Here is a 22,281-nt window from a genome sequence, read left to right as displayed (position 1 = left end):
AAAGTAGTCCCAGTTGCGCCTGTTAACTTTTTTACCTGCCTGGATTGGGCAGTTTTTATAGTCATTCAACAGATGGACGCGCCATGGGCGCAGGAAAAGAAGCGTTTTGAAGAAATCCACCGCAGCACCTAAAACAGTCGTCCCGCTCTGGCGCCAGCAATTGCACTACCGGCTCAAGGAAGGTGCATTGATCGCCATCGGCGCCTTGTGCCTGTTCCTGATGATGGCTTTGTTGACCTACGGCAAAGACGATCCTGGCTGGAGCCATAACAGCAAGATCGACGATGTGCAGAACTTCGGCGGGCCTGCCGGCTCTTACAGCGCCGACATCCTGTTCATGGTCCTGGGTTACTTCGCCTACATTTTCCCGTTGCTGCTGGCGATCAAGGCGTATCAGATCTTCCGCCAGCGCCACGAGCCGTGGCAGTGGAGCGGCTGGTTGTTCTCCTGGCGCCTGATCGGCCTGGTATTTCTGGTCCTGTCGGGTGCAGCGCTGGCCCACATCCATTTCCATGCGGCGACCGGTCTGCCGGCTGGCGCGGGCGGCGCTTTGGGCGAAAGCCTCGGCGATCTGGCCCGGAACGCGCTGAACATCCAGGGCAGCACGTTGTTGTTCATCGCGCTGTTCCTGTTCGGCCTGACAGTGTTCACCGACCTGTCGTGGTTCAAGGTGATGGACGTCACCGGCAAGATCACCCTTGATCTGTTCGAACTGTTCCAGGGCGCGGCCAATCGCTGGTGGGTGGCCCGTATGGAGCGCAAGCAACTGGTCGCCCAACTGCGTGAAGTCGACGATCGCGTGCATGACGTGGTCGCGCCGACCGTCACCGACAAGCGCGAGCAGGCCAAGGTCAAGGAGCGCCTGATCGAGCGCGAGCAGGCCCTGAGCAAGCACATGTCCGAGCGCGAGAAACAGGTACCGCCGGTGATTGCCCCGGCTCCGCCCAAACCTGCCGCGCCCAGCAAGCGTGTGGAAAAAGAGAAACAGGCGCCGTTGTTCGTCGACAGCGCCGTGGAAGGCACCTTGCCGCCGATCTCGATTCTCGACCCTGCGGAAAAGAAACAACTCAATTATTCGCCTGAATCCCTGGCGGCCGTCGGCCACTTGCTGGAAATCAAGCTTAAGGAATTCGGCGTCGAAGTCTCGGTGGATTCGATTCACCCGGGCCCGGTAATTACCCGTTACGAAATCCAGCCTGCAGCCGGCGTCAAAGTCAGCCGCATCTCCAACCTGGCGAAAGACCTGGCCCGTTCCCTGGCCGTGACCAGTGTGCGTGTCGTGGAAGTGATTCCGGGCAAGACCACGGTCGGTATCGAGATCCCTAACGAAGACCGGCAGATCGTGCGGTTCTCCGAGGTCTTGTCGACCCCCGAGTACGATAACTTCAAGTCCCCGGTCACCTTGGCCCTGGGTCATGATATCGGCGGCAAGCCGGTCATCACCGACCTGGCGAAAATGCCGCACTTGCTGGTGGCCGGTACGACCGGTTCCGGTAAGTCGGTGGGTGTGAACGCGATGATCCTGTCGATTCTGTTCAAGTCTGGCCCGGAAGACGCCAAACTGATCATGATCGACCCGAAAATGCTTGAACTGTCGATCTACGAAGGCATTCCGCACCTGCTGTGCCCGGTGGTCACTGACATGAAGGACGCCGCCAACGCCTTGCGCTGGAGCGTCGCCGAGATGGAACGGCGCTACAAGCTGATGGCGAAGATGGGCGTGCGTAACCTGTCGGGCTTTAACGCCAAGGTCAAGGAAGCCCAGGACGCCGGCGAGCCGTTGAGCGATCCGCTGTACAAGCGCGAAAGCATCCACGACGAAGCGCCACTGCTGCAAAAACTGCCGACCATTGTCGTGGTCGTCGACGAATTCGCCGACATGATGATGATCGTCGGCAAGAAGGTTGAAGAGCTGATCGCCCGTATCGCCCAGAAGGCCCGTGCGGCCGGTATCCACTTGATCCTCGCGACCCAGCGTCCGTCGGTGGACGTGATCACCGGTCTGATCAAGGCGAACATTCCGACCCGTATGGCGTTCCAGGTATCGAGCAAGATCGATTCGCGGACCATCATCGACCAGGGCGGCGCCGAACAACTGCTGGGCCACGGTGATATGTTGTACATGCCACCGGGCACCAGTCTGCCGATTCGTGTTCACGGCGCGTTCGTGTCCGACGACGAGGTTCACCGGGTGGTTGAAGCCTGGAAACTGCGCGGCGCGCCGGAATACAACGATGACATCCTTGCTGGTGTCGAAGAGCCCGGTAGCGGCTTTGAAAACGGCGGCGGTGGCGGTGACGATGATGCTGAAACCGATGCGCTCTACGACGAAGCGGTGCAGTTCGTACTGGAAAGCCGTCGCGCGTCCATCTCCGCGGTTCAGCGCAAGCTGAAAATCGGCTACAACCGCGCGGCGCGCATGATCGAAGCCATGGAGATGGCTGGGGTCGTGACGTCCATGAACACCAACGGTTCGCGTGAAGTCCTGGCCCCTGGCCCGGTGCGCGACTGATCCGGTTTTGAAAGGGGCGGTGTCTTGAGACGCCGCCCGCACTCCCACGAATGTTTATGAGGACTCCCATGCGTCTTATCCGCATGCTGTTGCTGCCGGTACTGGCTTTGACCACGCTCTCGGCCCACGCCGATGACAAGGACGTGGCGCGCCTGACTCAACTGCTGGAAAAATCCCAGACCCTGACCGCGCGTTTCTCCCAGCTGACCCTCGATGGCAGTGGCACCCAGTTGCAGGAAACCGCCGGTCAAATGTCCTTGCAGCGCCCGGGCCTGTTCTACTGGCACACCGATGCGCCGCAAGAGCAGCTGATGGTGTCCGATGGCAAGAAGGTTTCCCTGTGGGACCCGGATCTGGAGCAGGTGACCATCAAGACCCTCGACCAGCGCCTGACCCAGACTCCTGCGCTGCTGTTGTCCGGTGACGTGTCCAAGATCAGCCAGAGCTTCGACATCAGCGCCAAGGAAGCCGGCGGCGTGATCGACTTCACTCTGAAGCCGAAAACCAAAGACACCCTGTTCGACAGCCTGCGTCTGTCGTTCCGCAACGGTCTGGTCAATGACATGCAGCTGATTGACAGCGTCGGTCAGCGCACCAATATCCTGTTTACTGGCGTGAAGGCCAATGAGCCGATTCCTGCGTCCAAGTTCAAGTTCGACATCCCTAAAGGGGCGGACGTGATTCAAGAGTAAGACGCATAACCTGTGGGAGCGGGCTTGTGTGGCGAGGGGGCTTGCCCCCGTTGGGTCGCGAAGCGGCCCCAAAACTGCAATCGCGGTGTATCAACTACTCCGCATGCGATGGTTTTACGACTGCTTCGCAGCCGAACGGGGGCAAGCCCCCTCGCCACAGGGTATTCACCAGACTTCAGCGTTAAGTAATAACCCGAGGTTTCATAAGTAGTGATGGACCTGTTTCGCAGCGCCCCGATTGCTCAGCCCTTGGCCGCCCGTTTGCGTGCGACCAATCTGGACGAGTACGTCGGTCAGGAACACGTGCTCGCTCGCGGCAAGCCTTTGCGCGAAGCGCTGGAGCAGGGTGCCCTGCATTCGATGATTTTCTGGGGGCCGCCGGGGGTGGGTAAAACCACGTTGGCGCGGCTGCTCGCGGAAGTCTCCGATGCGCACTTCGAAACGGTTTCGGCGGTACTGGCCGGCGTAAAGGAAATCCGCCAGGCGGTGGAAGTCGCCAAGCAACAGGCCGGGCAGTACGGTAAACGCACGATCCTGTTCGTCGATGAAGTGCATCGCTTCAACAAGTCCCAGCAGGATGCGTTCCTGCCGTACGTTGAAGACGGCACGCTGATTTTCATCGGCGCGACCACCGAAAACCCCTCGTTCGAACTCAATAACGCACTCCTGTCCCGGGCGCGCGTCTATGTGCTCAAAAGCCTCGACGAAGCAGCCCTGCGCAAGCTGGTGCATCGCGCGCTGACTGAAGAGCGTGGATTGGGCAAGCGGCAACTGACCCTCAGCGATGAGGGTTTCCAGATGCTGTTGTCCGCCGCCGATGGCGATGGCCGGCGTCTGCTCAATCTGCTGGAAAACGCCTCGGACCTGGCCGAAGACAACAGCGAAATCGGCGTCGATCTGCTGCAAAGTCTGCTCGGGGATACCCGTCGACGCTTCGACAAGGGCGGCGAAGCCTTCTTCGACCAGATCTCCGCGCTGCATAAATCGGTGCGCGGCTCCAATCCCGATGGCGCGCTGTATTGGTTTGCGCGGATGATCGACGGCGGTTGCGACCCGCTGTACCTGGCCCGGCGCGTGGTGCGCATGGCCAGCGAAGACATCGGCAACGCCGACCCTCGCGCTCTCAGCCTGTGCCTGGCGGCGTGGGAAGTGCAGGAGCGCCTCGGCAGCCCTGAAGGTGAATTGGCGGTGGCCCAGGCAATTACCTATCTGGCCTGCGCGCCGAAAAGCAATGCGGTGTACATGGGCTTCAAAGCCGCGATGCGCAGCGCCACCGAACACGGTTCGCTCGAAGTGCCGCTGCACTTGCGCAACGCGCCGACGAAGTTGATGAAGCAATTGGGCTATGGTGACGAGTACCGTTATGCCCACGATGAACCAGATGCCTATGCTGCGGGCGAAGACTACTTCCCGGACGAGCTCGAACCGCAACGGTTTTATCAACCAGTGCCCCGTGGCCTGGAGCTGAAGATCGGCGAAAAGCTTAACCACCTCGCGCAGCTTGATCGTCTAAGCCCACGGCAGCGGAGAAAATAGTGATTCCATTGATCGTTGCCGTTTCTGTCGGCGGTGTCGCCGGTACGTTATTGCGCTTCGCCACCGGTAACTGGATCAACGCGAATTGGCCGCGGCACTTCTATACCGCGACGCTGGCCGTTAATATCGTGGGCTGTTTGCTGATCGGCGTTCTATACGGTCTGTTTTTGACACGCCCGGAAGTACCGATAGAGGTGCGCGCCGGGTTGATGATCGGCTTCCTCGGGGGGCTGACGACTTTTTCATCCTTTTCACTGGATACGGTGCGCCTGCTGGAAACCGGGCAAGTGCCGCTGGCCCTGGGCTATGCGGCCATCAGCGTATTCGGCGGGCTGCTCGCCACCTGGGCTGGCCTGTCCTTGACCAAACTTTGATAACGAGAAACCGACATGCTCGATTCCAAACTGTTACGTAGCAACCTTCAGGACGTAGCGGACCGCCTGGCATCCCGTGGCTACACGCTGGATGTTGCGCGCATCGAAGCGCTGGAAGAACAGCGCAAGACCGTCCAGACCCGTACCGAGGCACTGCAGGCTGAACGTAACGCGCGCTCCAAGTCCATCGGTCAGGCCAAGCAGCGCGGCGAAGACATCGCGCCGTTGATGGCGGACGTCGAGCGCATGGCGGGTGAGTTGAGCGCCGGTAAAGTCGAGCTGGACGCGATCCAGACCGAGCTGGATTCGATCCTGCTGGGCATTCCAAACCTGCCGCACGAATCGGTGCCGGTCGGCGATGACGAAGAAGGCAACGTTGAAGTGCGCCGCTGGGGCACGCCTAAAGCCTTCGATTTCCCGGTTCAGGACCACGTGGCCCTGGGCGAGAAGTTCGGCTGGCTGGACTTCGAAACCGCCGCCAAGTTGTCCGGCGCCCGTTTCGCCCTGCTGCGCGGCCCGATCGCCCGTCTGCACCGTGCGCTGGCACAGTTCATGATCAACCTGCACATCAACGAACACGGTTACGAAGAGGCTTACACCCCGTACCTGGTGCAGGCGCCTGCGTTGCAGGGCACCGGTCAGTTGCCGAAGTTCGAAGAAGACCTGTTCAAGATCAGCCGCGAAGGCGAAGCCGATCTGTACCTGATCCCGACCGCTGAAGTGTCGCTGACCAACATCGTTGCTGGCGAGATCGTCGATTCGAAATTGCTGCCGATCAAGTTCGTGGCGCACACGCCGTGCTTCCGCAGCGAGGCCGGTGCATCGGGTCGCGACACTCGCGGCATGATCCGTCAGCACCAGTTCGACAAGGTCGAGATGGTCCAGATCGTTGAGCCATCGACCTCGATGGAAGCGCTGGAAGGCCTGACTGCCAACGCCGAAAAAGTCCTGCAACTGCTGGAGTTGCCGTATCGCACCCTGGCTCTGTGCACGGGCGACATGGGCTTCAGCGCGGTCAAGACCTACGACCTGGAAGTGTGGATTCCGAGCCAGGACAAATACCGCGAAATTTCGTCGTGCTCCAACTGTGGCGACTTCCAGGCCCGCCGCATGCAAGCGCGTTTCCGCAACCCGGAAACCGGCAAGCCTGAGCTGGTTCACACCCTGAACGGTTCCGGCCTGGCGGTCGGTCGTACCCTGGTGGCGGTGCTTGAGAACTACCAGCAGGCCGACGGTTCGATCCGTGTGCCTGAAGTGCTCAAGCCGTACATGGGTGGCCTTGAGGTCATCGGCTAAATGGACTATCTGCCGCTGTTTCATAACCTTCGCGGCAGTCGTGTATTGGTCGTCGGCGGAGGGGAGATTGCCTTGCGCAAATCCCGCCTGCTGGCCGAAGCCGGTGCGCTGCTGCGGGTGGTCGCACCTGAAATCGAACCGCAACTGCGCGAGCTTGTGGTTGGCAGCGGTGGCGAGTGCCTGTTGCGTGGCTACGCCGAAACGGATCTGGACGGTTGCGGGCTGATTATCGCCGCCACCGACGACGAACCGCTGAACGCGCAAGTCTCCGCCGATGCCCATTGGCGTTGCGTGCCGGTCAACGTGGTGGACGCGCCGGCCCTGTGTAGCGTGATCTTCCCGGCGATCGTCGACCGTTCCCCATTGATCATTGCGGTGTCCAGCGGCGGCGATGCGCCGGTGCTGGCGCGGTTGATTCGCGCCAAGCTGGAAACCTGGATTCCTTCCACCTACGGTCAACTGGCCGGTCTGGCAGCGCGTTTCCGCACTCAGGTCAAAGGCCTGTTTCCGGATGTGCAGCAGCGCCGGGCGTTCTGGGAGGATGTATTCCAGGGCCCGATTGCCGACCGGCAATTGGCCGGGCAGGGCGCTGAGGCCGAGCGCTTGATGCTGGCGAAAATCAATGGCGAAGCCCCTGTCGCTACCGGCGAGGTTTATCTGGTGGGCGCCGGGCCGGGTGACCCGGACCTGTTGACCTTCCGCGCCTTGCGCCTGATGCAGCAAGCCGACGTGGTGCTGTATGACCGTCTGGTGGCGCCGGCGATTCTGGATTTGTGCCGTCGCGATGCCGAGCGGGTCTACGTTGGCAAGCGTCGCGCCGATCACGCCGTGCCTCAGGAACAGATCAACCAGCATCTGGTGGATCTGGCCAAGGCCGGCAAGCGCGTGGTGCGTTTGAAGGGCGGCGATCCGTTTATCTTCGGGCGTGGCGGTGAAGAGATCGAAGAGCTGGCGGCCCATGGCATTCCGTTTCAGGTGGTGCCGGGCATTACTGCAGCCAGCGGTTGCGCGGCGTATGCCGGGATTCCGCTGACTCACCGTGATTACGCGCAGTCGGTGCGGTTCGTCACCGGGCATCTCAAGGACGGTTCCACCGATTTGCCGTGGGCCGACCTGGTCGCGCCGGCGCAAACCCTGGTGTTTTACATGGGGTTGGTGGGCCTGCCGATCATCTGCGAGCAGTTGATCAAGCACGGTCGCGCGGCCGATACCCCGGCGGCGTTGATCCAGCAGGGCACCACGGTCAATCAGCGGGTGTTTACCGGCACCCTGGCCGACCTTCCACGGCTGGTGGCGGAGCATGAAGTGCATGCGCCGACGCTGGTCATTGTTGGGGAAGTGGTGCAACTGCGCGAGAAATTGGCGTGGTTTGAGGGGGCTCAGGCGCAGGTCTAGAGACCGAGTCGCCTCCATCGCGGGCAAGCCCGCTCCCACAGGGATTTGTGTGATGCAAAAGATTGCAGCTTCACCATATAACCTGTGGGAGCGGGCTTGCCCGCGATGAGGCCCCTTGCTTCAGATCAGAGCTCGGCCTTGCGCCAAACCCCTTTCCCATTCAACCGCGCCCGATCATGAGCCGCAGTGAAATCCTGCGCAGGCCCTTTAGGCACGATCCCGGTCGGATTGATGGTCTTGTGGCTACCGTAGTAGTGATTCTTGATGTGCTCAAAACTCACCGTCTCCGCAATCCCCGGCCACTGATAAATCTCCCGTAGCCAGTTCGACAGATTCGGATAATCGGCAATCCGTCGCAGGTTGCACTTGAAGTGCCCGAAGTACACCGCATCGAAGCGAATCATCGTAGTGAACAGCCGAATATCCGCTTCCGTCAGGTATTCACCCGTCAGGTACCGATTCGCGCCCAGCAATTGCTCCAGCCGATCCAGCTCACCAAACAGTTCGTCGAACGCTTCTTCATAAGCCTGCTGCGACGTAGCAAACCCGGCGCGATAGACGCCGTTATTCACCGCTGGATAAATCCGCTCGTTCAGCGCATCGATCTCGGCCCGCAATGGCGCCGGGTAGAAGTCCAGGTCGTTGCCGGTCAATTCATCAAAAGCGCTGTTGAACATGCGGATGATCTCCGCCGACTCATTGTTGACGATGCGATTTGTCTGTTTGTCCCAGAGCACCGGCACAGTGACGCGGCCGGTGTAGTTAGCGGTATCGGCGGTGTAGCGCTGGTGCATGAAATTGAAGTGATCAAGCTTGTCGCCGGTCGAGCCCAGGCTCTTGTCAAAGGTCCAGCCGTTTTCCAGCATCAACCAGCTGACCACCGACACATCGATCAGGTTTTCCAACCCTTTGAGCTTACGCAGGATCAACGTGCGATGGGCCCACGGGCAGGCGAGGGATACGTAGAGGTGATAACGACCAGCGTCGGCGGCAAAACCACCGACACCGGTCGGGCCTGGCTTGCCGTCGGCGGTCAGCCAGTTGCGACGTTGTGCCTGTTCACGCTGGAACGTGCCGTCCTTGCTGCTTTCGTACCACTGATCCTGCCAGCGACCTTCGACTAACAAACCCATGTTCAAAACTCCTCAAGCGATAAGCGTTGGAGAGGAGTCTATGCGCATAGGTTCGAACAAAAAGCGCAAAGGTTGGGCGTTTATGATCGGTTAAATCGATCGGTCCCGGGCGTCCCAGTATTGCTGGGCGGTTTCGAACGCTTGCTCGCGGGTCTGGCCGAGGCCGCGCAACGCCAGGGCCATGGTCGAGATCAACGCCATTTGCGGGTAGCTGTCGACCACATCGCCACGCCACACGGCTTTCAAATGCTCGGGATCCAGGCTCGCCGGTTTGACGTGGCGTTGGGTCGACAGCTGTGGCCATTCTTCATCCCAGCTTTCGCCGCCGGTGGTGCCATACAGGTGACTGTCGGCATCCGGATTGATTTCAATCTCGCCGCCATCGCCCTTGATCACGATGGCGGTATCGCCCAGCAAACCGCTGGCATCGCGATGCACGGCCTGATAGCCGGGGTGGAAAATGCTTTGCAGACCGCAGCGAGCGCCCAACGGATTAAGAATCCGCGCCAGGGAATGGATCGGCGAGCGCAGGCCCAAGGTGTTGCGCAGGTCGATCATTCGCTGAAGTTGCGGGGCCCAGTCCACCAATGGCATGAACGCCAGGCCGCCCTGATCGAGCGCTGTGCCGACCTGCTGCCAGTTGCGGCACAGTGGAATGTTCAGCGTTTCGAGCAGTTGTTCGCTGTACAGCCGACCGGCCGTGTGCGCGCCGCCGCCATGCATGAAGATGCGCACGCCGTTCTGGGCCAGGCACTTGGCCGCCAGCAGATACCACGGCAGGTGACGCTTCTTGCCGGCATACGTCGGCCAGTCCAGATCGACCGCCAGCGCCGGTGGATTCAGGCGTTCACGCAAGGCTTCGGTGAACCCGGCCATTTCCTCGGCGCTTTCTTCCTTATGCCGCAATAGCATCAGGAACGCGCCGAGCTGGGTGTCCTCGACCTTGTCGTCGAACACCATGCCCATGGCCTCGCGGGCTTCCTCTCGGGTCAGGTCGCGGGCGCCGCGTTTGCCTTTGCCAAGGATCCGCACGAACTGGGCGAACGGGTGCTCGGCAGGCGTTTCGAGGGTCAATGCTGGATAGTCGGTCATAAGCAATTCGTCGGTTTGGGCAGGCCCGCCAGTTTCGCGGCGAGTTTGGCAGGGGTGCCTTTGAACAGTCGGTTCAGGTGCAGGCTGTTGCCCTTGTCGGGGCCGAGTTTCAATGCGGTGTACTTGATCAGCGGGCGAGTCGCCGGGGACAGCTGGAATTCGTCGTAGAAACTGCGCAGCAGTTCGAGGATCTCCCAGTGTTCCGGACTCAACTCGATGTCTTCGGCGGCGGCGAGGGCGGCGGCGACTTCGGCAGACCAGTCGCTCAGTTCGACCAGGAAACCGTCCTTGTCCAGTTCAATGGCGCGGGCGCCGACCGTCAGGGATTTCATAGCCAACTGTTGACCTTGTCGTAGTGAATCGAAAGTTCGACGAAGGCCGGGTAATCGATGGCCTTGGCCCAATCCGGGACTTCCAGAGCCCGTGCTTGAGCATCTTCGGCCAGCACGAACAGTTTCAGGCTGCGAGCATGCAGGGTGCTGAATGGTGCGGTGCCTGGCTGCAAGGCATAAGCCGCATCGCCACTCAGCAGCAACGCATCGTCCGCGCCGATCACGCGCAGGCAACTGCTCAGGCGATCGTCGCCGAAAGGGGAATGAGACAACACATGCAAAGTCGACATCAGAGGGTGATCACCTGGTCGTAACGGTCAATAAGGGCGGTGATTTCCTGGGCGTCCAGCACCTGGGCTTCTTCAAGCGACAGACCTTTAGGGGCCAGACCTCGGGCAGCAGCGCTTTCACCGCACACGAACAGGTCTTCGACACCAAACATCGGCAAGGCTTGCAGGTTGGCGCTCAGGTCTTTCTGTTGCAACGCCTTGGCGTCCTGTTTCGCGGCTAGCTGGAACACGCCGTCATCGAGGAACAGCAGGCCGATCGGCAGATCGAAGGCGCCGCCGGCCAGCACGATGTCCAACGCTTCCCGTGCATTCGGCCCGGACCACGGTGCCTGACGGCTGATAATCAGCAAGGATTTAGCCATTTCACGCGCCTCCGAAACAGATCAAGCGGTCAGCGTCCTGCACCGCGTCATGCAACTGGCCGAGGCCGGACAATTCCCATGGCGCGCCCACTGCTACCGCTTCACGCTGATAGCGCTGGGCTTCTTCCTCGTTCAACACCCCACGGCGCAGGGCGGCGGCGATGCAGACCACGCCATCGAGTTGATGCTCAGTGACAAAGTTGCGCCATTGCTTGGGTAAGTCCTGTTCATCCTGAGGCGTGACCACGCTGCCGGATGCGTTGTAGACGCCATCCTGATAGAAAAACAGCCGGACAATCTCATGCCCGCCAGCCAGCGCGGCCTGGGCGAACAGCAAGGCCCGGCGCGAGGAGGGCGCATGGGCGGCGGAAAACAGCGCAATGGCAAACTTCATGACGGACTCGATCAGCAAAACTGCGGCCATGATAAAGCTTTATCGGCGGGGCGGCGAAGGGCGTTTACTCGTAGACCGTCATCGCGGGCAAGCCCGCTCCCACAAGTTATGTAGCGAAGCTGCAATCTTTGGCATCACACAAGTCCTTATGGGAGCGTGCTTGCCCGCGATGAGGCCCGAACAGTCAATACAAGATTCAGCGCGGCATATAACCCAACTGCCAACGCCGCGGTATCTTCAACGACAGCAACCCCAGCACCCCCGCCAGCAGCCCGCTGACAAACAGGGCCTTGAGCCCAAGATGATGTTCCAGCAGCGCGCCAAGCACCGCACCGGCAAACATCCCGGCCCACGGTATCAATTGCACCCGCCAGCCATTGCGCCGCTCGCCAAGCATCCACCGCCCCAGCCCACGGCCAAACCGCGACAACGCGCCGGTGACGTAGGTCAGGCCGACCGGCAGGCCGTTCACTTCTTCCACGGCGGCATTGAGCATGCCCATGGCGATGATCGTCGCCAGCAGCGCCGGCAATTGCGTTTCGTAGGGCCAGGCTGCAGCGCCGCAGAGCAGGGTGGCGATGCACAGCAGCAACGGCAACGCCCGCCGGCCACCGAAACGGCTGACGACAATACCCAAGGCGTTGCCGGCGACAAATGTGGCCACGAGGATTACCAGGCGCAGGGTCAGCCCGAGATCGCCATCGCTGATCGCCACGGCCAGACGGGTGGTGTTGCCGCTCATGAAGGACACGAAGTCGCCGCTGGCCATGAAGCCGATGGCATCGGTCATGCCCGCGAGTACCGACAAACCGGCGACCAGCGACAGGCCGATGCGTCCGCGCCATTTATGAGTATGCAGATGCCCCGGCGTGGCCCGGGTGCCTGAAGGAGAAGGCAGCATTGAAGAGGACTTCCTTGAGCAGCGATGATTATTTGGTTAACCCATATAACTCGCAATACTCCAGCCAGTCCATGCCGGCCATCTCCGCGACTTCCTTGTGCACCTCCAGGCGTTGGGCCTGGTAATCCTCAGGCGTGGCGGCAGTCAGTTGCAGCGTCAGCTCCCAGGCAAAAAAACCGAGGCGCTCCGCCTCGGCTTCGAACGCTTCATGCAAGCGCTCGTCGCGGTACTGCGCCACTGTCACACCCTTGGCCTGGGCCAACAGTGGATTCAGGTTGTCCAGTTCGATGCGCAGCTCAGGACGCTCATCGAGAAACTTTTTCAGCGCCTGCTCGTGTTGCTGTTCGGTTGCCGCCATGGTCACTCCTTAGAAGACTGCTTTTTGCTCGCCTTGGCGGCCGCGGCCAGACACTCCAGAGCAAACTGCTCGGGGTAGGTCATCTGGATCGGCGTGGTTTCGCCTTTGACGGTTCTTTCGCCATCGAGAATGTAGCGAATCCGCTTGTCGGTGACGCCAATTCGCTTGGCGATCCAGGAAGGCGTCTGACCGATCTGGCTGATCAGCTTGTCGGCGTATTCAGCGGTCGGTTTGTAGTATTCGGCGTTGGGTGTCATGACCTTTCCAGAAAAATGCGCCCGGAAAAATGGGCGATGCGGCGTTAATGGCGCGACAGGGTGCGCGAATCGTTGCGCGGTGTCGCGGTATAAATGAAGTAAAGCAGAACGATACGCCGCGCCGCGGTGATACAGTCCGCTTTTTCTTGATGAGCGAACGCAATGCGAATTCTGATGGTGGCGCTGGCCGCAACCTTGCTGGCGGGCTGCGCCGGATCGGCGATGAATGACGCCCGCACCAAAACCCCGTACAAAACCCTGACCTCGGACAAACCGGAAAAAGTCGTCGCCCAGTGCGTGCAGTTTGCGTGGCAGGACGAAGCGGTATTTGGCGTCGATGCGGGCGCGTATTTGCAGCCGGGCAAGAAGGGTGGCTCGACGGTCTACACCCGTTCGGCCGAGTCCTTTGTGGACGTGACCACTGATGCCTCCGGTACAGCGTTGAGCTACTACGCGCAGCATGACGATTTTGTCGCCAAGCGCCGTTTGGCGGCGTTGGCGACCTGTTTGTAAGCAGGCACTTCGTGCACCGGTTGTTGGGCAGATGCGGTTCCTGTGGGAGCGAGCTTGCTCGCGATGGCGGTTTGTCATTCGACATTGATATCGACTGATCCGCCGCTATCGCGAGCAAGCTCGCTCCCACAAGGTTTTGCGTTTTAATCAGCCCAAACGCTTCTGAAAAAAGAAGCGCTTGTGGCCCGGCGGGTAGTCGGCAATGTGCCCCAACTCGCTGTAACCGTGCTTCTTGTAAAACTCCGGTGCCTGGAAGTCGAAGGTGTCCAGCCAGATCCCCACGCATTCCTTTTCCCGCGCCAGGTCTTCGGCCATCTGCATCAGCTTCGAGCCCATCCCTTGTCCCCGGGCCAGCTCCGGCACCGACAACAACTCAATGAAAAACCACTGGTAAAACACTCGGCCATAAAGCCCGCCGAGAATCTCGTCGCTGTCATTGCGTACCAGCAAAGCAATCTGCTCCGACACCGTGGCCCCGGCCTTTGAGGCGTTGTAGGCGCGCAGCGGTGTGAGGATCGCCTCGCGCTCCTCCGGAGTGGCATTTTTCGACAATTCGATTCGCAGAGTCATAGGCAACACATCCTTATGGCAGTGAACACGGAGCCTATCCCGGTTGCGGCGATTGTTCTATCCCCCCGAAGCCCAAGGAACCCCCGGGGCTCCGGGAATGTCTAGCGTGAACAGCATCGTTGTTGAAAGCAGTCATTGAGGGCAGCCCGTGAACATTTTTGAAGCCTTGCGCGAAAGTCACGACCGTCAGCGCCGCTATGCCGATGCACTGATTCAAACCAGTGGCGACACCCCGGAACGGGTCGAGGCTTACAAACGGCTCAAATCCGAGCTTCAGGCCCACGCAACCGCTGAAGAACGCCATTTCTACATGCCGCTGATGGAGTTCGACAACGGTGTGGATCTTAGCCGCCACGCTATCTCCGAACACCACGAAATGGACGAGATGATGGAAGCGCTGGATGCCACCGAAATGTCCAGTCCGTCCTGGTTGGCAACGGCGAAAAAACTCTCGGAGAAGGTCCATCACCACCTCAAAGAGGAGGAGCAGAAGTTCTTTCAGATGGCCGGCAAGTTACTCGACGACCAACAGAAAGAAACCCTCGCCGGGGAGTATCAGAAAGAATACAAGGCGCAACTTTCCTGAGGATGAAAGCGCCGCAATGCGGTTCACTCAAGAGAGTCTTGAGTCAGTAAGAACTTGTGGCGAGGGAGCCAACACACCTTGCCGGCAAGGTGAAATGATTTGAATCCAATGCGCTCCTTGTAGAGAATCGCCATCTTTGCCTCGAAGGGATGCGTGCGATGAAGTTCGAAGGGACTTTCCAATACATGGGCACTCACGGGATCGTCTTCAACGTCTCGCAGATCACCCTCACCGACAGCGAGCGCGGACGCCTGCGCGAGCTGCATTTTGGCGAGGCGAAAAGCGCCCACTATGAGGTCAACAGCAAGGTCGTCGAGGTGTACGACAAGATGCAGGCCAAGAGCCTGCCGTGCGTGATGATGATCGGCATCTCCAAGCCGCTGACCCGGCAACAGGGCGATGCCCTCAATGTCCAACGCACCAAGGTCGCCAACCTTGCCGCCTCCGCCTTCGGTGGCGCTGCCGGTACTGTGGGCGGTTTAGCCGGACCTGCAGGCAGTGTCGCCGCAGGTACTGTTGTAACGGCGGGTGTGCGCTCGTACGTCAATGACGCTCTGCCCACCTACCATGCTGGCGACGTAATCGTCAGCATCCAGGCGCAGGTCAATGGTGGGATTGGCCCACAGCGCTCTTCCGAATCCCTGATCATCAAGACCTGAGTGGGGCTGCACATGTCCGAAATTACCCAGACGGTCATCGTTGTGGCGCTGGCCTTTCTACTTGATCGGTTTCTTAAGCCGTACCCGCTGCGCAAGTGGCTAGGGGTGACGCTGGTGGTGGCAGGCGCAATCGGCTGCGTTGCAGTGAGCCAGACCCAGTTGCTGGGCTTTGACTTGGGATTGATGTCGGTCCTTGCCGTGCCGGTGGGCGCGGGGCTGTTCGTGACCAGGCGGCGGTTCGAGCAGATTGGCTGAAGGTCAGGAAGGTGTGTTGACCGGACGGATACCTTGCTCCCGCTTGAGTGCGTAGCGCTCACAAAAATCGCAATGGTTGTCAGATTTTTGGGGCCGCTACGCAGCCCAGCGGGAGCAAGCTCACTCGCCACAGGTTTCTCTGGCTCAAGATTCTCTTAATGAACAGCATTGCGGCAGTCGCAGGGCTTTTCTGTTTTCGCCTACCATGGACGCTTTCTGACGAACATAAGGATGGATTGTCATGTCGAACACAGCCGAGCGGGTCAACATCATCGAGTCCCGGGTGCTGTCCCACGACTGGTATCTGCTGAAAAAAATCACCTTCGATTACTTGCGCAACAACGGCGACTGGCAGCGTCAGACTCGCGAGGTCTATGACCGGGGCAATGGCGCGGCGATTCTGCTGTTCAATCGCGAGAAGAAAACCGTCGTATTGACCCGCCAGTTCAGGCTGCCGGTGTTCGTCAACGGCCATGATGGTTTGCTGATTGAAGTGGCGGCGGGGCTTCTGGAAGGCGCTGCGCCTGAAGAGCGCATTCGCGCTGAAGCCGAAGAAGAAACCGGCTATCGCGTCCACCATGTGCAGAAGGTTTTCGAGGCCTATATGAGCCCCGGTTCGGTGACTGAAAAGCTGCATTTCTTCATCGCCGAGTACGACGCCTCTTCGAAAGTCAGTGATGGCGGCGGGCTGGAGGAAGAAACCGAAGAACTGGAAGTGCTGGAGTGGAAGTTCGACGACGCGCTGGCGGCGTTCTATCGGGGGGAGATCTGCGATGCCAAGACCATCATGCTGCTGCAGTATGCAGCGATGAAGGATGTCTTCGGAGCGGTTTGAACAGGTGCGGTGGTTTTGCAGTTCCGGCTCGCCTGACGCGAAAGAGCGTTCAGGCACAATGGTCGAGCATTTCGGCACAGTAACCAGCCTTTGCTCTCTCTAAACTCGTGCCTCACGCCAACACTCAGATGAGGTCACGATGAACATCAGAATAATCCTATCGGCATTGTGCATGGGGGTCGTCCTCACGGGACACGCTGCCGACTTCTCGCTGACGAGCCAGGATATTGCCGAGAACCGCCCGCTGACCAGTCGCGAGGTGTTCCAGGGCTTTGGTTGCGAAGGGGGGAATACTTCCCCCGAACTTTCCTGGCACAACGCCCCGGCGGGCACCAAAAGTTACGCGATCACCGTCTACGATCCTGATGCGCCGACCGGCAGCGGCTGGTGGCATTGGACGGTGGTCAACTTACCCGCTTCAACCAGCAGTTTGCCAAGAGGGGTCGGTTCGAACCTGCCTGCTGGCGCAGTACAAGGGCGAACCGATTATGGCCAACCGGGGTTTGGCGGGGCTTGCCCTCCTGTAGGGGATAAGCCGCATCGCTATCAATTCACCGTATGGGCATTGAAAGTCGATAAGCTGCCACTCGACAATCAGGCCAGCGGAGCCTTGGTGGGCTATATGCTCAATGCCAACGCCTTGGCCAAAGCGACCATTACTTCAACTTACGGACGTTAAGAACGATGCGCCCTTGTTTCGGCATACAGCACCGGGAAAATATTATCGATGCGTGTGTCATACGGGCGCGACAGCCTCATACATTGCAACGGGTGCCGATATTCGCTACGGCCTTGTGTCGAGTGCGGCAGGGAGAAAAACTGCTGCAATGGGATGACCGGCAGATGCGTGCAGGGCCGCAACATCTGATTCTGATGCCGGCCGGGCGCGAGCTGGGCATCTCAAATTTTCCCGGCCTTCACGGTCACTACATCGCCGATGTGGTGACCTTTCCCGGTTCGACACTGCGTAATTTCAGCAGCCGATATGGCCAGCAGATCATGAGCCATCGCCGTGCCCCGCAGACAGATCTATGTGTCCCTCTGGACAGGCATACAACACAGGCATGGGATCAGTTATTGGCCTCCATCAATGCGAACGCGCCGGATGCATTACGCACCCACTATGGGGAAGCGGTTCTCCTCAGTTTGTGCCTCGGCGGCCAGGCCGGGCCGCTGCTGATGGACCGCAACGATCCACTGTGCGAACGGGTGCAGCAGTTGGTAATGGGCAGCCCGGAGAGAGACTGGACTGTTGCGCACGTTGCACAACACTTGAACCTTGGCGAGTCGACTTTGCGTCGCCAACTGGCCAAAGAAGGGGACAGTTTCAGGAATATTCTGGAAAGTGTTCGACTGGCTACGGCGCTGCAATGGTTGCAAACCACTTCTCGCCCCATCGGTGAAATTGCCGGTGCCAGCGGTTATGCCTCGGCCTCACGTTTTGCAGTGCGCTTTCGTTCACACTATGGCCTGTCGCCACGGGAATTGCGGGCGGCGATTTAGGCAGTTTGTGTGAGTCCGTTAGATAAACAAATCATCCATCCTGCCAGCCCCGTGGCACTCGTACCCTTCCAGTGTCAGTAGCCGTTCCTTAGCCTCAAGCCCACCGGCAAACCCCGTCAGTTTCCCTGACGCTCCGATCACCCGATGACACGGCGCGACAATCGAAATCGGATTCTTGCCATTAGCCGCACCTACCGCCCGAACCGCACTGGGATTGCCGATTTGCCGGGCAATCTCGCTGTAGCTGCGAGTCTCGCCAAACGGAATCGTCAGTAGCGCCTGCCACACCTTCTGCTGAAATTCCGTCCCGGCAAAATCCAGTTCCAGCTCGAAACGGTTACGCGTGCCGGCGAAGTATTCCTGCAGTTGCTGTGCGGTGCGCACCAGGATCGGGTTGTCCGCTGCTTCAGTCATCGGCCCAAGCCTTACCCGGCCCGGTTTGTCGTTTTCCCAGAGGATGGCTGCCAGTCGCGCACCTTTCGCCACCAGTTTCAATTCGCCGACCGGAGACGCCAGGGTGGTGAAGGTGTAGGACATGCCGGCGGACTCCGTAAAAGTGCTGAACAGGGGGCTCAGCATACTGCCTCGTCGGGGAGGCGCAATACGCAATCCCAGCCATACTTGCCTACTGCTCTTGAACCGTTCCCTCTGTTTTTGAACAGAACCTAAAAACAAAAAGAGACTGACTCATGAAGTTCGAACCTTTTACCAAATCGCTCGTGGCAACCGCATTGGCGCTGAGTTGCCTGACCGCCCATGCGGCCTCCGTCGCCCCGGTCGCGGCCGAAAACGGCATGGTCGTCACCGCCCAGCATCTGGCCAGCCACGTCGGCGTCGATGTGCTCAAGAATGGCGGCAACGCCGTCGATGCCGCCGTTGCGGTGGGTTATGCGCTGGCGGTGGTGTACCCCGCGGCGGGCAACCTGGGTGGCGGCGGTTTCATGACGATTCAATTGGCGGACGGGCGCAAGACCTTCCTCGACTTCCGTGAAAAAGCCCCGCTGGCCGCGACCCCCGACATGTACCTCGACAAAGCGGGCAACGTCATCCCGGACCTGAGCACCCGCGGTCATCTTGCCGTTGGCGTGCCGGGCACCGTTTCGGGCATGGAACTGGCCCTGAAGAAATACGGTACCAAACCCCGCAATGAAGTGATCGCCCCCGCGATCAAGCTTGCCGAAGACGGTTTTGTGCTGGAGCAGGGCGATGTCGACTTGCTGGAGTACGCCACCGACGTCTTCAAGAAAGACATGCGCGACTCGGGCTCGATCTTCCTGAGCAATGGCGAGCCGATGCAGGTTGGCCAGAAACTGGTACAAAAAGACTTGAGCAAAACCCTGCGGGAAATTTCCGAGAAGGGCGCCGACGGTTTCTATAAAGGCTGGGTGGCCGATGCCATCGTCACCTCCAGTCAGGCCAACAAGGGCATCATCACCCAGGCCGACCTCGACAAGTACCAGACCCGCGAACTGGCGCCGATCGAGTGCGATTACCGTGGCTATCATGTGGTCTCGGCGCCACCGCCAAGCTCCGGTGGCGTGGTGATCTGCGAGATCATGAACATCCTCGACGGCTACCCGATGAAAGACCTGGGCTTCCGCTCGGCTCAGGCGATGCACTACCAGATCGAAGCGATGCGCCACGCGTATGTGGACCGCAACAGCTACCTCGGCGACCCGGACTTCGTGAAAAATCCGATCGCTCATCTGCTGGATAAAAACTACGCGACCAAAATCCGCGAAGTCATCGACCCGCAGAAGGCCGGCGTGTCCCGCGAGATCAAACCCGGCGTAGCGCCCCACGAAGGCAGCAATACCACCCATTACTCGATCGTCGACAAATGGGGCAACGCGGTATCGGTGACCTACACCCTCAACGACTGGTTCGGCGCCGGCGTCATGGCGAGCAAAACCGGGGTCATCCTCAACGATGAAATGGATGACTTCACCTCGAAAATCGGCGTGCCGAACATGTACGGGCTGGTGCAGGGCGAAGCCAACGCCATCGCCCCCGGCAAGGCACCGCTGTCGTCCATGAGCCCGACCATCGTCACCAAGGACGGCAAAGTCGTCATGGTTGTCGGCACTCCCGGTGGCAGTCGCATCATCACTGCAACCCTGCTGACCATCCTCAACGTGATCGACTACGGCATGAACATCCAGGAAGCGGTGGATGCGCCGCGTTTCCACCAGCAATGGCTGCCGGAAGAAACCAACCTGGAGAACTTCGCCACCAGCCCGGACACCAAGAAGATGCTCGAAAGCTGGGGGCACAAATTTGCCGGGCCGCAGGACCCGAACCATATCGCAGCTATTCTGGTAGGTGCGCCTTCACTGGAAGGCAAGCCAGTGGGCAAGAACCGCTTCTATGGAGCGAACGATCCACGGCGTAATACCGGGTTGTCACTCGGTTACTAAAACAGGCGATCACCGGCCACCTGAACTCCCCGGGTGGCCCCGATCCCCGTAGCAGCTGCCGAGCCCGCGAGGCTGCGTTCGGCTGCGAAGCAGTCGTAAAATCGGCTAGCCGCGTTCAGTCAGGCAGCCGCATTCGCTGAAATCGCGACCGCTTCGCGCTCGAACGCAGCCTCGCAGGCTCGACAGCTGCTACAGAAAGGGAGTTGTAATCCATCGTTTTACCGACCTATCTAAGGAAGGAAGCCATGAGCACCGCACTCCTGATCATCGATGTCCAACGCGCGCTGTGCACCGGCGAGTATGAATGCTTCGACATCAAGCGCGTCATCGACACCATCAACGACCTCAGCACCAAAGCCCGGGCCGCCGACATCCCGGTCATCCTGATCCAGCACGAAGAAGAGGGCGACCTGCTGCAATACGGCAGCGAAGGCTGGCAACTGGCCGAGGGTCTGAAGACTTCACCCCAAGACCTGCGCGTGCGCAAAACCACCCCGGATTCGTTCTACCAGACCCACTTGCATGAACGGCTGCAAGAACTGGACGCTGACCGCCTGATCATCTGCGGTCTGCAAACCGACTACTGCATCAACGCCACCGTTCGACAGGCGCATCAATTGGGCTACGACGTCGTGCTGGTGGCCGACGCCCATTCCACCATCGACAACGGCACGATGAGCGCCGAAGACATCATCGCCGAACACAACAAGGATCTGGCTCATCTGACCGGCTCCGTGGCGCGGATCGATGTTACGCCGGCCAGTGAAATCAAAGTCTGAAAACACCGTCAGCGCCGTGGCGAGCGAGCCTGGTGCTGGACGCAATCGCTGCGCCTATGGCATGGTCAAAAAAATAATACGCCATGCAGCGAACGGGATCAGAACGATGGAGGAGGGTGATGAGGTCGGCGCCAGGGCGTCGATGGCAACGCTGCAAGCGTTCAATCTTTGCGTATTGCACTTGGGGCGTCTTGCCCGAGATCGCGGTGCATCCCGGTTCATCACCGACGGTCTGCAGGCATTCAGCCAACTGGTGCCCTTCGCTTCGGCCTGGTGGGGGGAGATGTCCGGGTCAGGTGTCGATGTTTCGCCCAGAAACTGGATGCATGGGCGAATCAATCTGCCCGAGTCGTTTGCCGCCGAGTGGCACACGTGTGCGCGCAACGACAAATTCTCCCATGACACCATGAGTCGACCCGGTGAGGTCGTGCGCGACAGCGGCTTCACCGACCCCAATGAAGAAGTGAACGCTTTCGCTCGGCGCCACGACCTCTACTACCTGATGTGCATAACCTTCGAGTTACCCGAAAGCGGTTTGATGTTCTTCGTCTGTCTCTACCGAGGCCTTGAGGCCTCGGCTTTCAACGACAGCGAGGCCGATCTGTTTTCGGCCTTCTGCGACCATCTGTTGCAGCTGTGGCGATTCCAGGTGCAGGACATGATCCGCTTTGACACGGGCAACGGGGCGTCGGACTTTGGCGTCGCGCGAATGGACGGCAGCTTGCTGTACGTGGGGGCAACGCTGTGTGCAGCCATTGAACGTGAGTTACCCGGCTGGAACGGTTCAACGCTTCCCGCGCAGGTGATCGCGCAACTGCAAAAGGCACCTTGCGTCATGCGCCTGGGCCGCTGCGCCCTGACACTGAGCCCAAACGCCGAGCACGTCATCCTGTCGCTCGAAGCCCAGTCGCGCGGGGCGATGCTTGCGCCACGCGAGCGGACGGCAGCCATGCTGTTCGCCGCCGGCCATTCCTACAAGGAGATTGCCAAAATACTTGAATTGAGTCCTGCGACAGTCCGCACCTATCTGCGCAACTGCTACCTGCAACTGGGTGTGAAGAGCAAGGTGGAACTGGGATCGGTGCTGCGTTCAGCGACCTCGCTCGCGGATGCGACGCGCCGCGATTAAATCCGCCTAAAACGCGCCCTCTGTAGAAGCGAGGCTTGCCCGCGAAGAATGCACCGCGGTTTTTCAGGTACTACGCGTCATCGTTCTTCGCGGGCAAGCCACGCTCCCACA

The 22,281-nt window shown here is 59.8% G+C and carries 27 protein-coding genes; 16 read left to right on the top strand and 11 right to left on the bottom strand.

What is annotated here, in order from left to right; translation table 11 throughout:
- The first annotated feature begins 106 nt into the window (after window positions 1-106).
- The 6 genes from KGB18_RS13590 (at window position 107) to cysG (ending at window position 7,805) form a co-directional block, all read left to right on the top strand.
- The gene (locus KGB18_RS13590) at window positions 107-2,512 is read left to right on the top strand and encodes a DNA translocase FtsK (RefSeq protein ID WP_223570105.1); all 2,406 of its coding nucleotides are present in this window, start codon (window positions 107-109) and stop codon (window positions 2,510-2,512) included.
- 68 nt (window positions 2,513-2,580) lie between these two features.
- Window positions 2,581-3,204, top strand: a complete 624-nt coding sequence (lolA, locus tag KGB18_RS13585) for an outer membrane lipoprotein chaperone LolA (protein WP_007904916.1) — start codon at window positions 2,581-2,583, stop codon at window positions 3,202-3,204.
- A 213-nt stretch (window positions 3,205-3,417) separates the two neighbouring features.
- Window positions 3,418-4,740, top strand: a complete 1,323-nt coding sequence (locus KGB18_RS13580) for a replication-associated recombination protein A (RefSeq protein WP_223570104.1) — start codon at window positions 3,418-3,420, stop codon at window positions 4,738-4,740.
- Window positions 4,740-5,114, top strand: a complete 375-nt coding sequence (gene crcB / locus KGB18_RS13575) for a fluoride efflux transporter CrcB (RefSeq protein WP_052967900.1) — start codon at window positions 4,740-4,742, stop codon at window positions 5,112-5,114. The genes KGB18_RS13580 and crcB overlap by 1 nt, the downstream gene beginning before the upstream one ends.
- A 15-nt stretch (window positions 5,115-5,129) precedes the next feature.
- Window positions 5,130-6,410, top strand: coding sequence for a serine--tRNA ligase (gene serS / locus KGB18_RS13570; RefSeq protein ID WP_050682726.1), 1,281 nt, complete (start codon window positions 5,130-5,132; stop codon window positions 6,408-6,410).
- A complete protein-coding gene (gene cysG / locus KGB18_RS13565; RefSeq protein ID WP_223570103.1) occupies window positions 6,411-7,805 on the top strand; it encodes a siroheme synthase CysG in 1,395 nt (464 codons plus the stop codon). It abuts the gene before it with no gap.
- Window positions 7,806-7,930: 125 nt separating this feature from the next.
- Here cysG and KGB18_RS13560 read toward each other — a convergent pair whose 3' ends face one another.
- The 9 genes from KGB18_RS13560 to KGB18_RS13520 all read right to left on the bottom strand — a co-directional run bounded on the left by KGB18_RS13560 (window position 7,931) and on the right by KGB18_RS13520 (window position 12,924).
- Window positions 7,931-8,938 (bottom strand): glutathione S-transferase family protein, encoded by a 1,008-nt coding sequence (locus KGB18_RS13560; RefSeq protein WP_201060919.1) that lies wholly within the window; start codon window positions 8,936-8,938, stop codon window positions 7,931-7,933.
- A 90-nt stretch (window positions 8,939-9,028) separates the two neighbouring features.
- Window positions 9,029-10,030, bottom strand: a complete 1,002-nt coding sequence (locus tag KGB18_RS13555) for a glycosyl transferase family protein (RefSeq protein ID WP_123722035.1) — start codon at window positions 10,028-10,030, stop codon at window positions 9,029-9,031.
- Window positions 10,027-10,362 (bottom strand): TusE/DsrC/DsvC family sulfur relay protein, encoded by a 336-nt coding sequence (locus tag KGB18_RS13550; protein ID WP_048396941.1) that lies wholly within the window; start codon window positions 10,360-10,362, stop codon window positions 10,027-10,029. The genes KGB18_RS13555 and KGB18_RS13550 overlap by 4 nt, the downstream gene beginning before the upstream one ends.
- Window positions 10,359-10,652, bottom strand: a complete 294-nt coding sequence (tusB, locus tag KGB18_RS13545) for a sulfurtransferase complex subunit TusB (RefSeq protein WP_123722036.1) — start codon at window positions 10,650-10,652, stop codon at window positions 10,359-10,361. The genes KGB18_RS13550 and tusB overlap by 4 nt, the downstream gene beginning before the upstream one ends.
- Window positions 10,652-11,014 carry a sulfurtransferase complex subunit TusC gene (tusC, locus tag KGB18_RS13540; protein ID WP_123722037.1) on the bottom strand — a complete coding sequence of 121 codons (363 nt, stop codon included), beginning with the start codon at window positions 11,012-11,014 and terminating at the stop codon, window positions 10,652-10,654. Before tusC ends, tusB begins: the two co-directional genes overlap by 1 nt.
- A gap of 1 nt (window position 11,015) precedes the next feature.
- Window positions 11,016-11,408 (bottom strand): sulfurtransferase complex subunit TusD, encoded by a 393-nt coding sequence (gene tusD / locus KGB18_RS13535; RefSeq protein ID WP_048396957.1) that lies wholly within the window; start codon window positions 11,406-11,408, stop codon window positions 11,016-11,018.
- 196 nt (window positions 11,409-11,604) lie between these two features.
- Complete coding sequence (locus KGB18_RS13530; protein ID WP_123722038.1) at window positions 11,605-12,309, bottom strand: YoaK family protein; 705 nt, start codon at window positions 12,307-12,309, stop codon at window positions 11,605-11,607.
- 28 nt (window positions 12,310-12,337) lie between these two features.
- A complete protein-coding gene (locus KGB18_RS13525) occupies window positions 12,338-12,667 on the bottom strand; it encodes a DUF6388 family protein (protein WP_123722039.1) in 330 nt (109 codons plus the stop codon).
- A gap of 2 nt (window positions 12,668-12,669) precedes the next feature.
- Window positions 12,670-12,924 carry a hypothetical protein gene (locus tag KGB18_RS13520; protein ID WP_008008546.1) on the bottom strand — a complete coding sequence of 85 codons (255 nt, stop codon included), beginning with the start codon at window positions 12,922-12,924 and terminating at the stop codon, window positions 12,670-12,672.
- Window positions 12,925-13,086: 162 nt separating this feature from the next.
- On the opposite strand from KGB18_RS13520, the gene KGB18_RS13515 reads away from it, so the two are divergent.
- Window positions 13,087-13,437: a hypothetical protein gene (locus KGB18_RS13515; RefSeq protein WP_007904889.1), complete on the top strand. Its 351-nt coding sequence runs from the start codon at window positions 13,087-13,089 to the stop codon at window positions 13,435-13,437.
- Between the two features lie 147 nt (window positions 13,438-13,584).
- Here the strand turns inward: KGB18_RS13515 and KGB18_RS13510 are convergent, their stop codons facing one another.
- A complete protein-coding gene (locus KGB18_RS13510) occupies window positions 13,585-14,007 on the bottom strand; it encodes a GNAT family N-acetyltransferase (RefSeq protein ID WP_123722040.1) in 423 nt (140 codons plus the stop codon).
- A gap of 148 nt (window positions 14,008-14,155) precedes the next feature.
- On the opposite strand from KGB18_RS13510, the gene KGB18_RS13505 reads away from it, so the two are divergent.
- The 6 genes from KGB18_RS13505 to KGB18_RS13480 all read left to right on the top strand — a co-directional run bounded on the left by KGB18_RS13505 (window position 14,156) and on the right by KGB18_RS13480 (window position 17,845).
- Window positions 14,156-14,593 (top strand): hemerythrin domain-containing protein, encoded by a 438-nt coding sequence (locus KGB18_RS13505; RefSeq protein WP_123722041.1) that lies wholly within the window; start codon window positions 14,156-14,158, stop codon window positions 14,591-14,593.
- Window positions 14,594-14,751: 158 nt separating this feature from the next.
- Window positions 14,752-15,252: a hypothetical protein gene (locus tag KGB18_RS13500; protein WP_123722042.1), complete on the top strand. Its 501-nt coding sequence runs from the start codon at window positions 14,752-14,754 to the stop codon at window positions 15,250-15,252.
- A gap of 12 nt (window positions 15,253-15,264) precedes the next feature.
- A complete protein-coding gene (locus KGB18_RS13495; protein WP_019580101.1) occupies window positions 15,265-15,507 on the top strand; it encodes a hypothetical protein in 243 nt (80 codons plus the stop codon).
- A gap of 241 nt (window positions 15,508-15,748) precedes the next feature.
- Complete coding sequence (locus KGB18_RS13490; RefSeq protein ID WP_123722043.1) at window positions 15,749-16,342, top strand: NUDIX domain-containing protein; 594 nt, start codon at window positions 15,749-15,751, stop codon at window positions 16,340-16,342.
- Window positions 16,343-16,481: 139 nt separating this feature from the next.
- Window positions 16,482-17,021: a kinase inhibitor gene (locus KGB18_RS13485; RefSeq protein WP_123722044.1), complete on the top strand. Its 540-nt coding sequence runs from the start codon at window positions 16,482-16,484 to the stop codon at window positions 17,019-17,021.
- A 5-nt stretch (window positions 17,022-17,026) separates the two neighbouring features.
- The gene (locus KGB18_RS13480; RefSeq protein WP_123722045.1) at window positions 17,027-17,845 is read left to right on the top strand and encodes a helix-turn-helix transcriptional regulator; all 819 of its coding nucleotides are present in this window, start codon (window positions 17,027-17,029) and stop codon (window positions 17,843-17,845) included.
- Between the two features lie 18 nt (window positions 17,846-17,863).
- On the opposite strand, the gene KGB18_RS13475 is transcribed toward KGB18_RS13480, so the two are convergent.
- Entirely contained in the window at window positions 17,864-18,382 is a 519-nt protein-coding gene (locus KGB18_RS13475) for a methylated-DNA--[protein]-cysteine S-methyltransferase (RefSeq protein ID WP_123722446.1), read from the bottom strand.
- A 152-nt stretch (window positions 18,383-18,534) separates the two neighbouring features.
- Between KGB18_RS13475 and ggt the strand changes: the two genes are divergently transcribed.
- The 3 genes from ggt to KGB18_RS13460 all read left to right on the top strand — a co-directional run bounded on the left by ggt (window position 18,535) and on the right by KGB18_RS13460 (window position 22,170).
- The gene (ggt, locus tag KGB18_RS13470) at window positions 18,535-20,262 is read left to right on the top strand and encodes a gamma-glutamyltransferase (RefSeq protein WP_123722046.1); all 1,728 of its coding nucleotides are present in this window, start codon (window positions 18,535-18,537) and stop codon (window positions 20,260-20,262) included.
- Between the two features lie 245 nt (window positions 20,263-20,507).
- Complete coding sequence (locus tag KGB18_RS13465; protein ID WP_123722047.1) at window positions 20,508-21,041, top strand: cysteine hydrolase family protein; 534 nt, start codon at window positions 20,508-20,510, stop codon at window positions 21,039-21,041.
- A gap of 106 nt (window positions 21,042-21,147) precedes the next feature.
- Window positions 21,148-22,170 (top strand): helix-turn-helix transcriptional regulator, encoded by a 1,023-nt coding sequence (locus KGB18_RS13460; protein WP_223570159.1) that lies wholly within the window; start codon window positions 21,148-21,150, stop codon window positions 22,168-22,170.
- Window positions 22,171-22,281: the final 111 nt, after the last annotated feature.

This window comes from Pseudomonas sp. BF-R-26, from assembly GCF_019947395.1.
Classification (GTDB): Bacteria; Pseudomonadota; Gammaproteobacteria; order Pseudomonadales; family Pseudomonadaceae; genus Aquipseudomonas; species Aquipseudomonas farris.
This window is presented reverse-complemented; position numbering and strand designations above follow the sequence as displayed.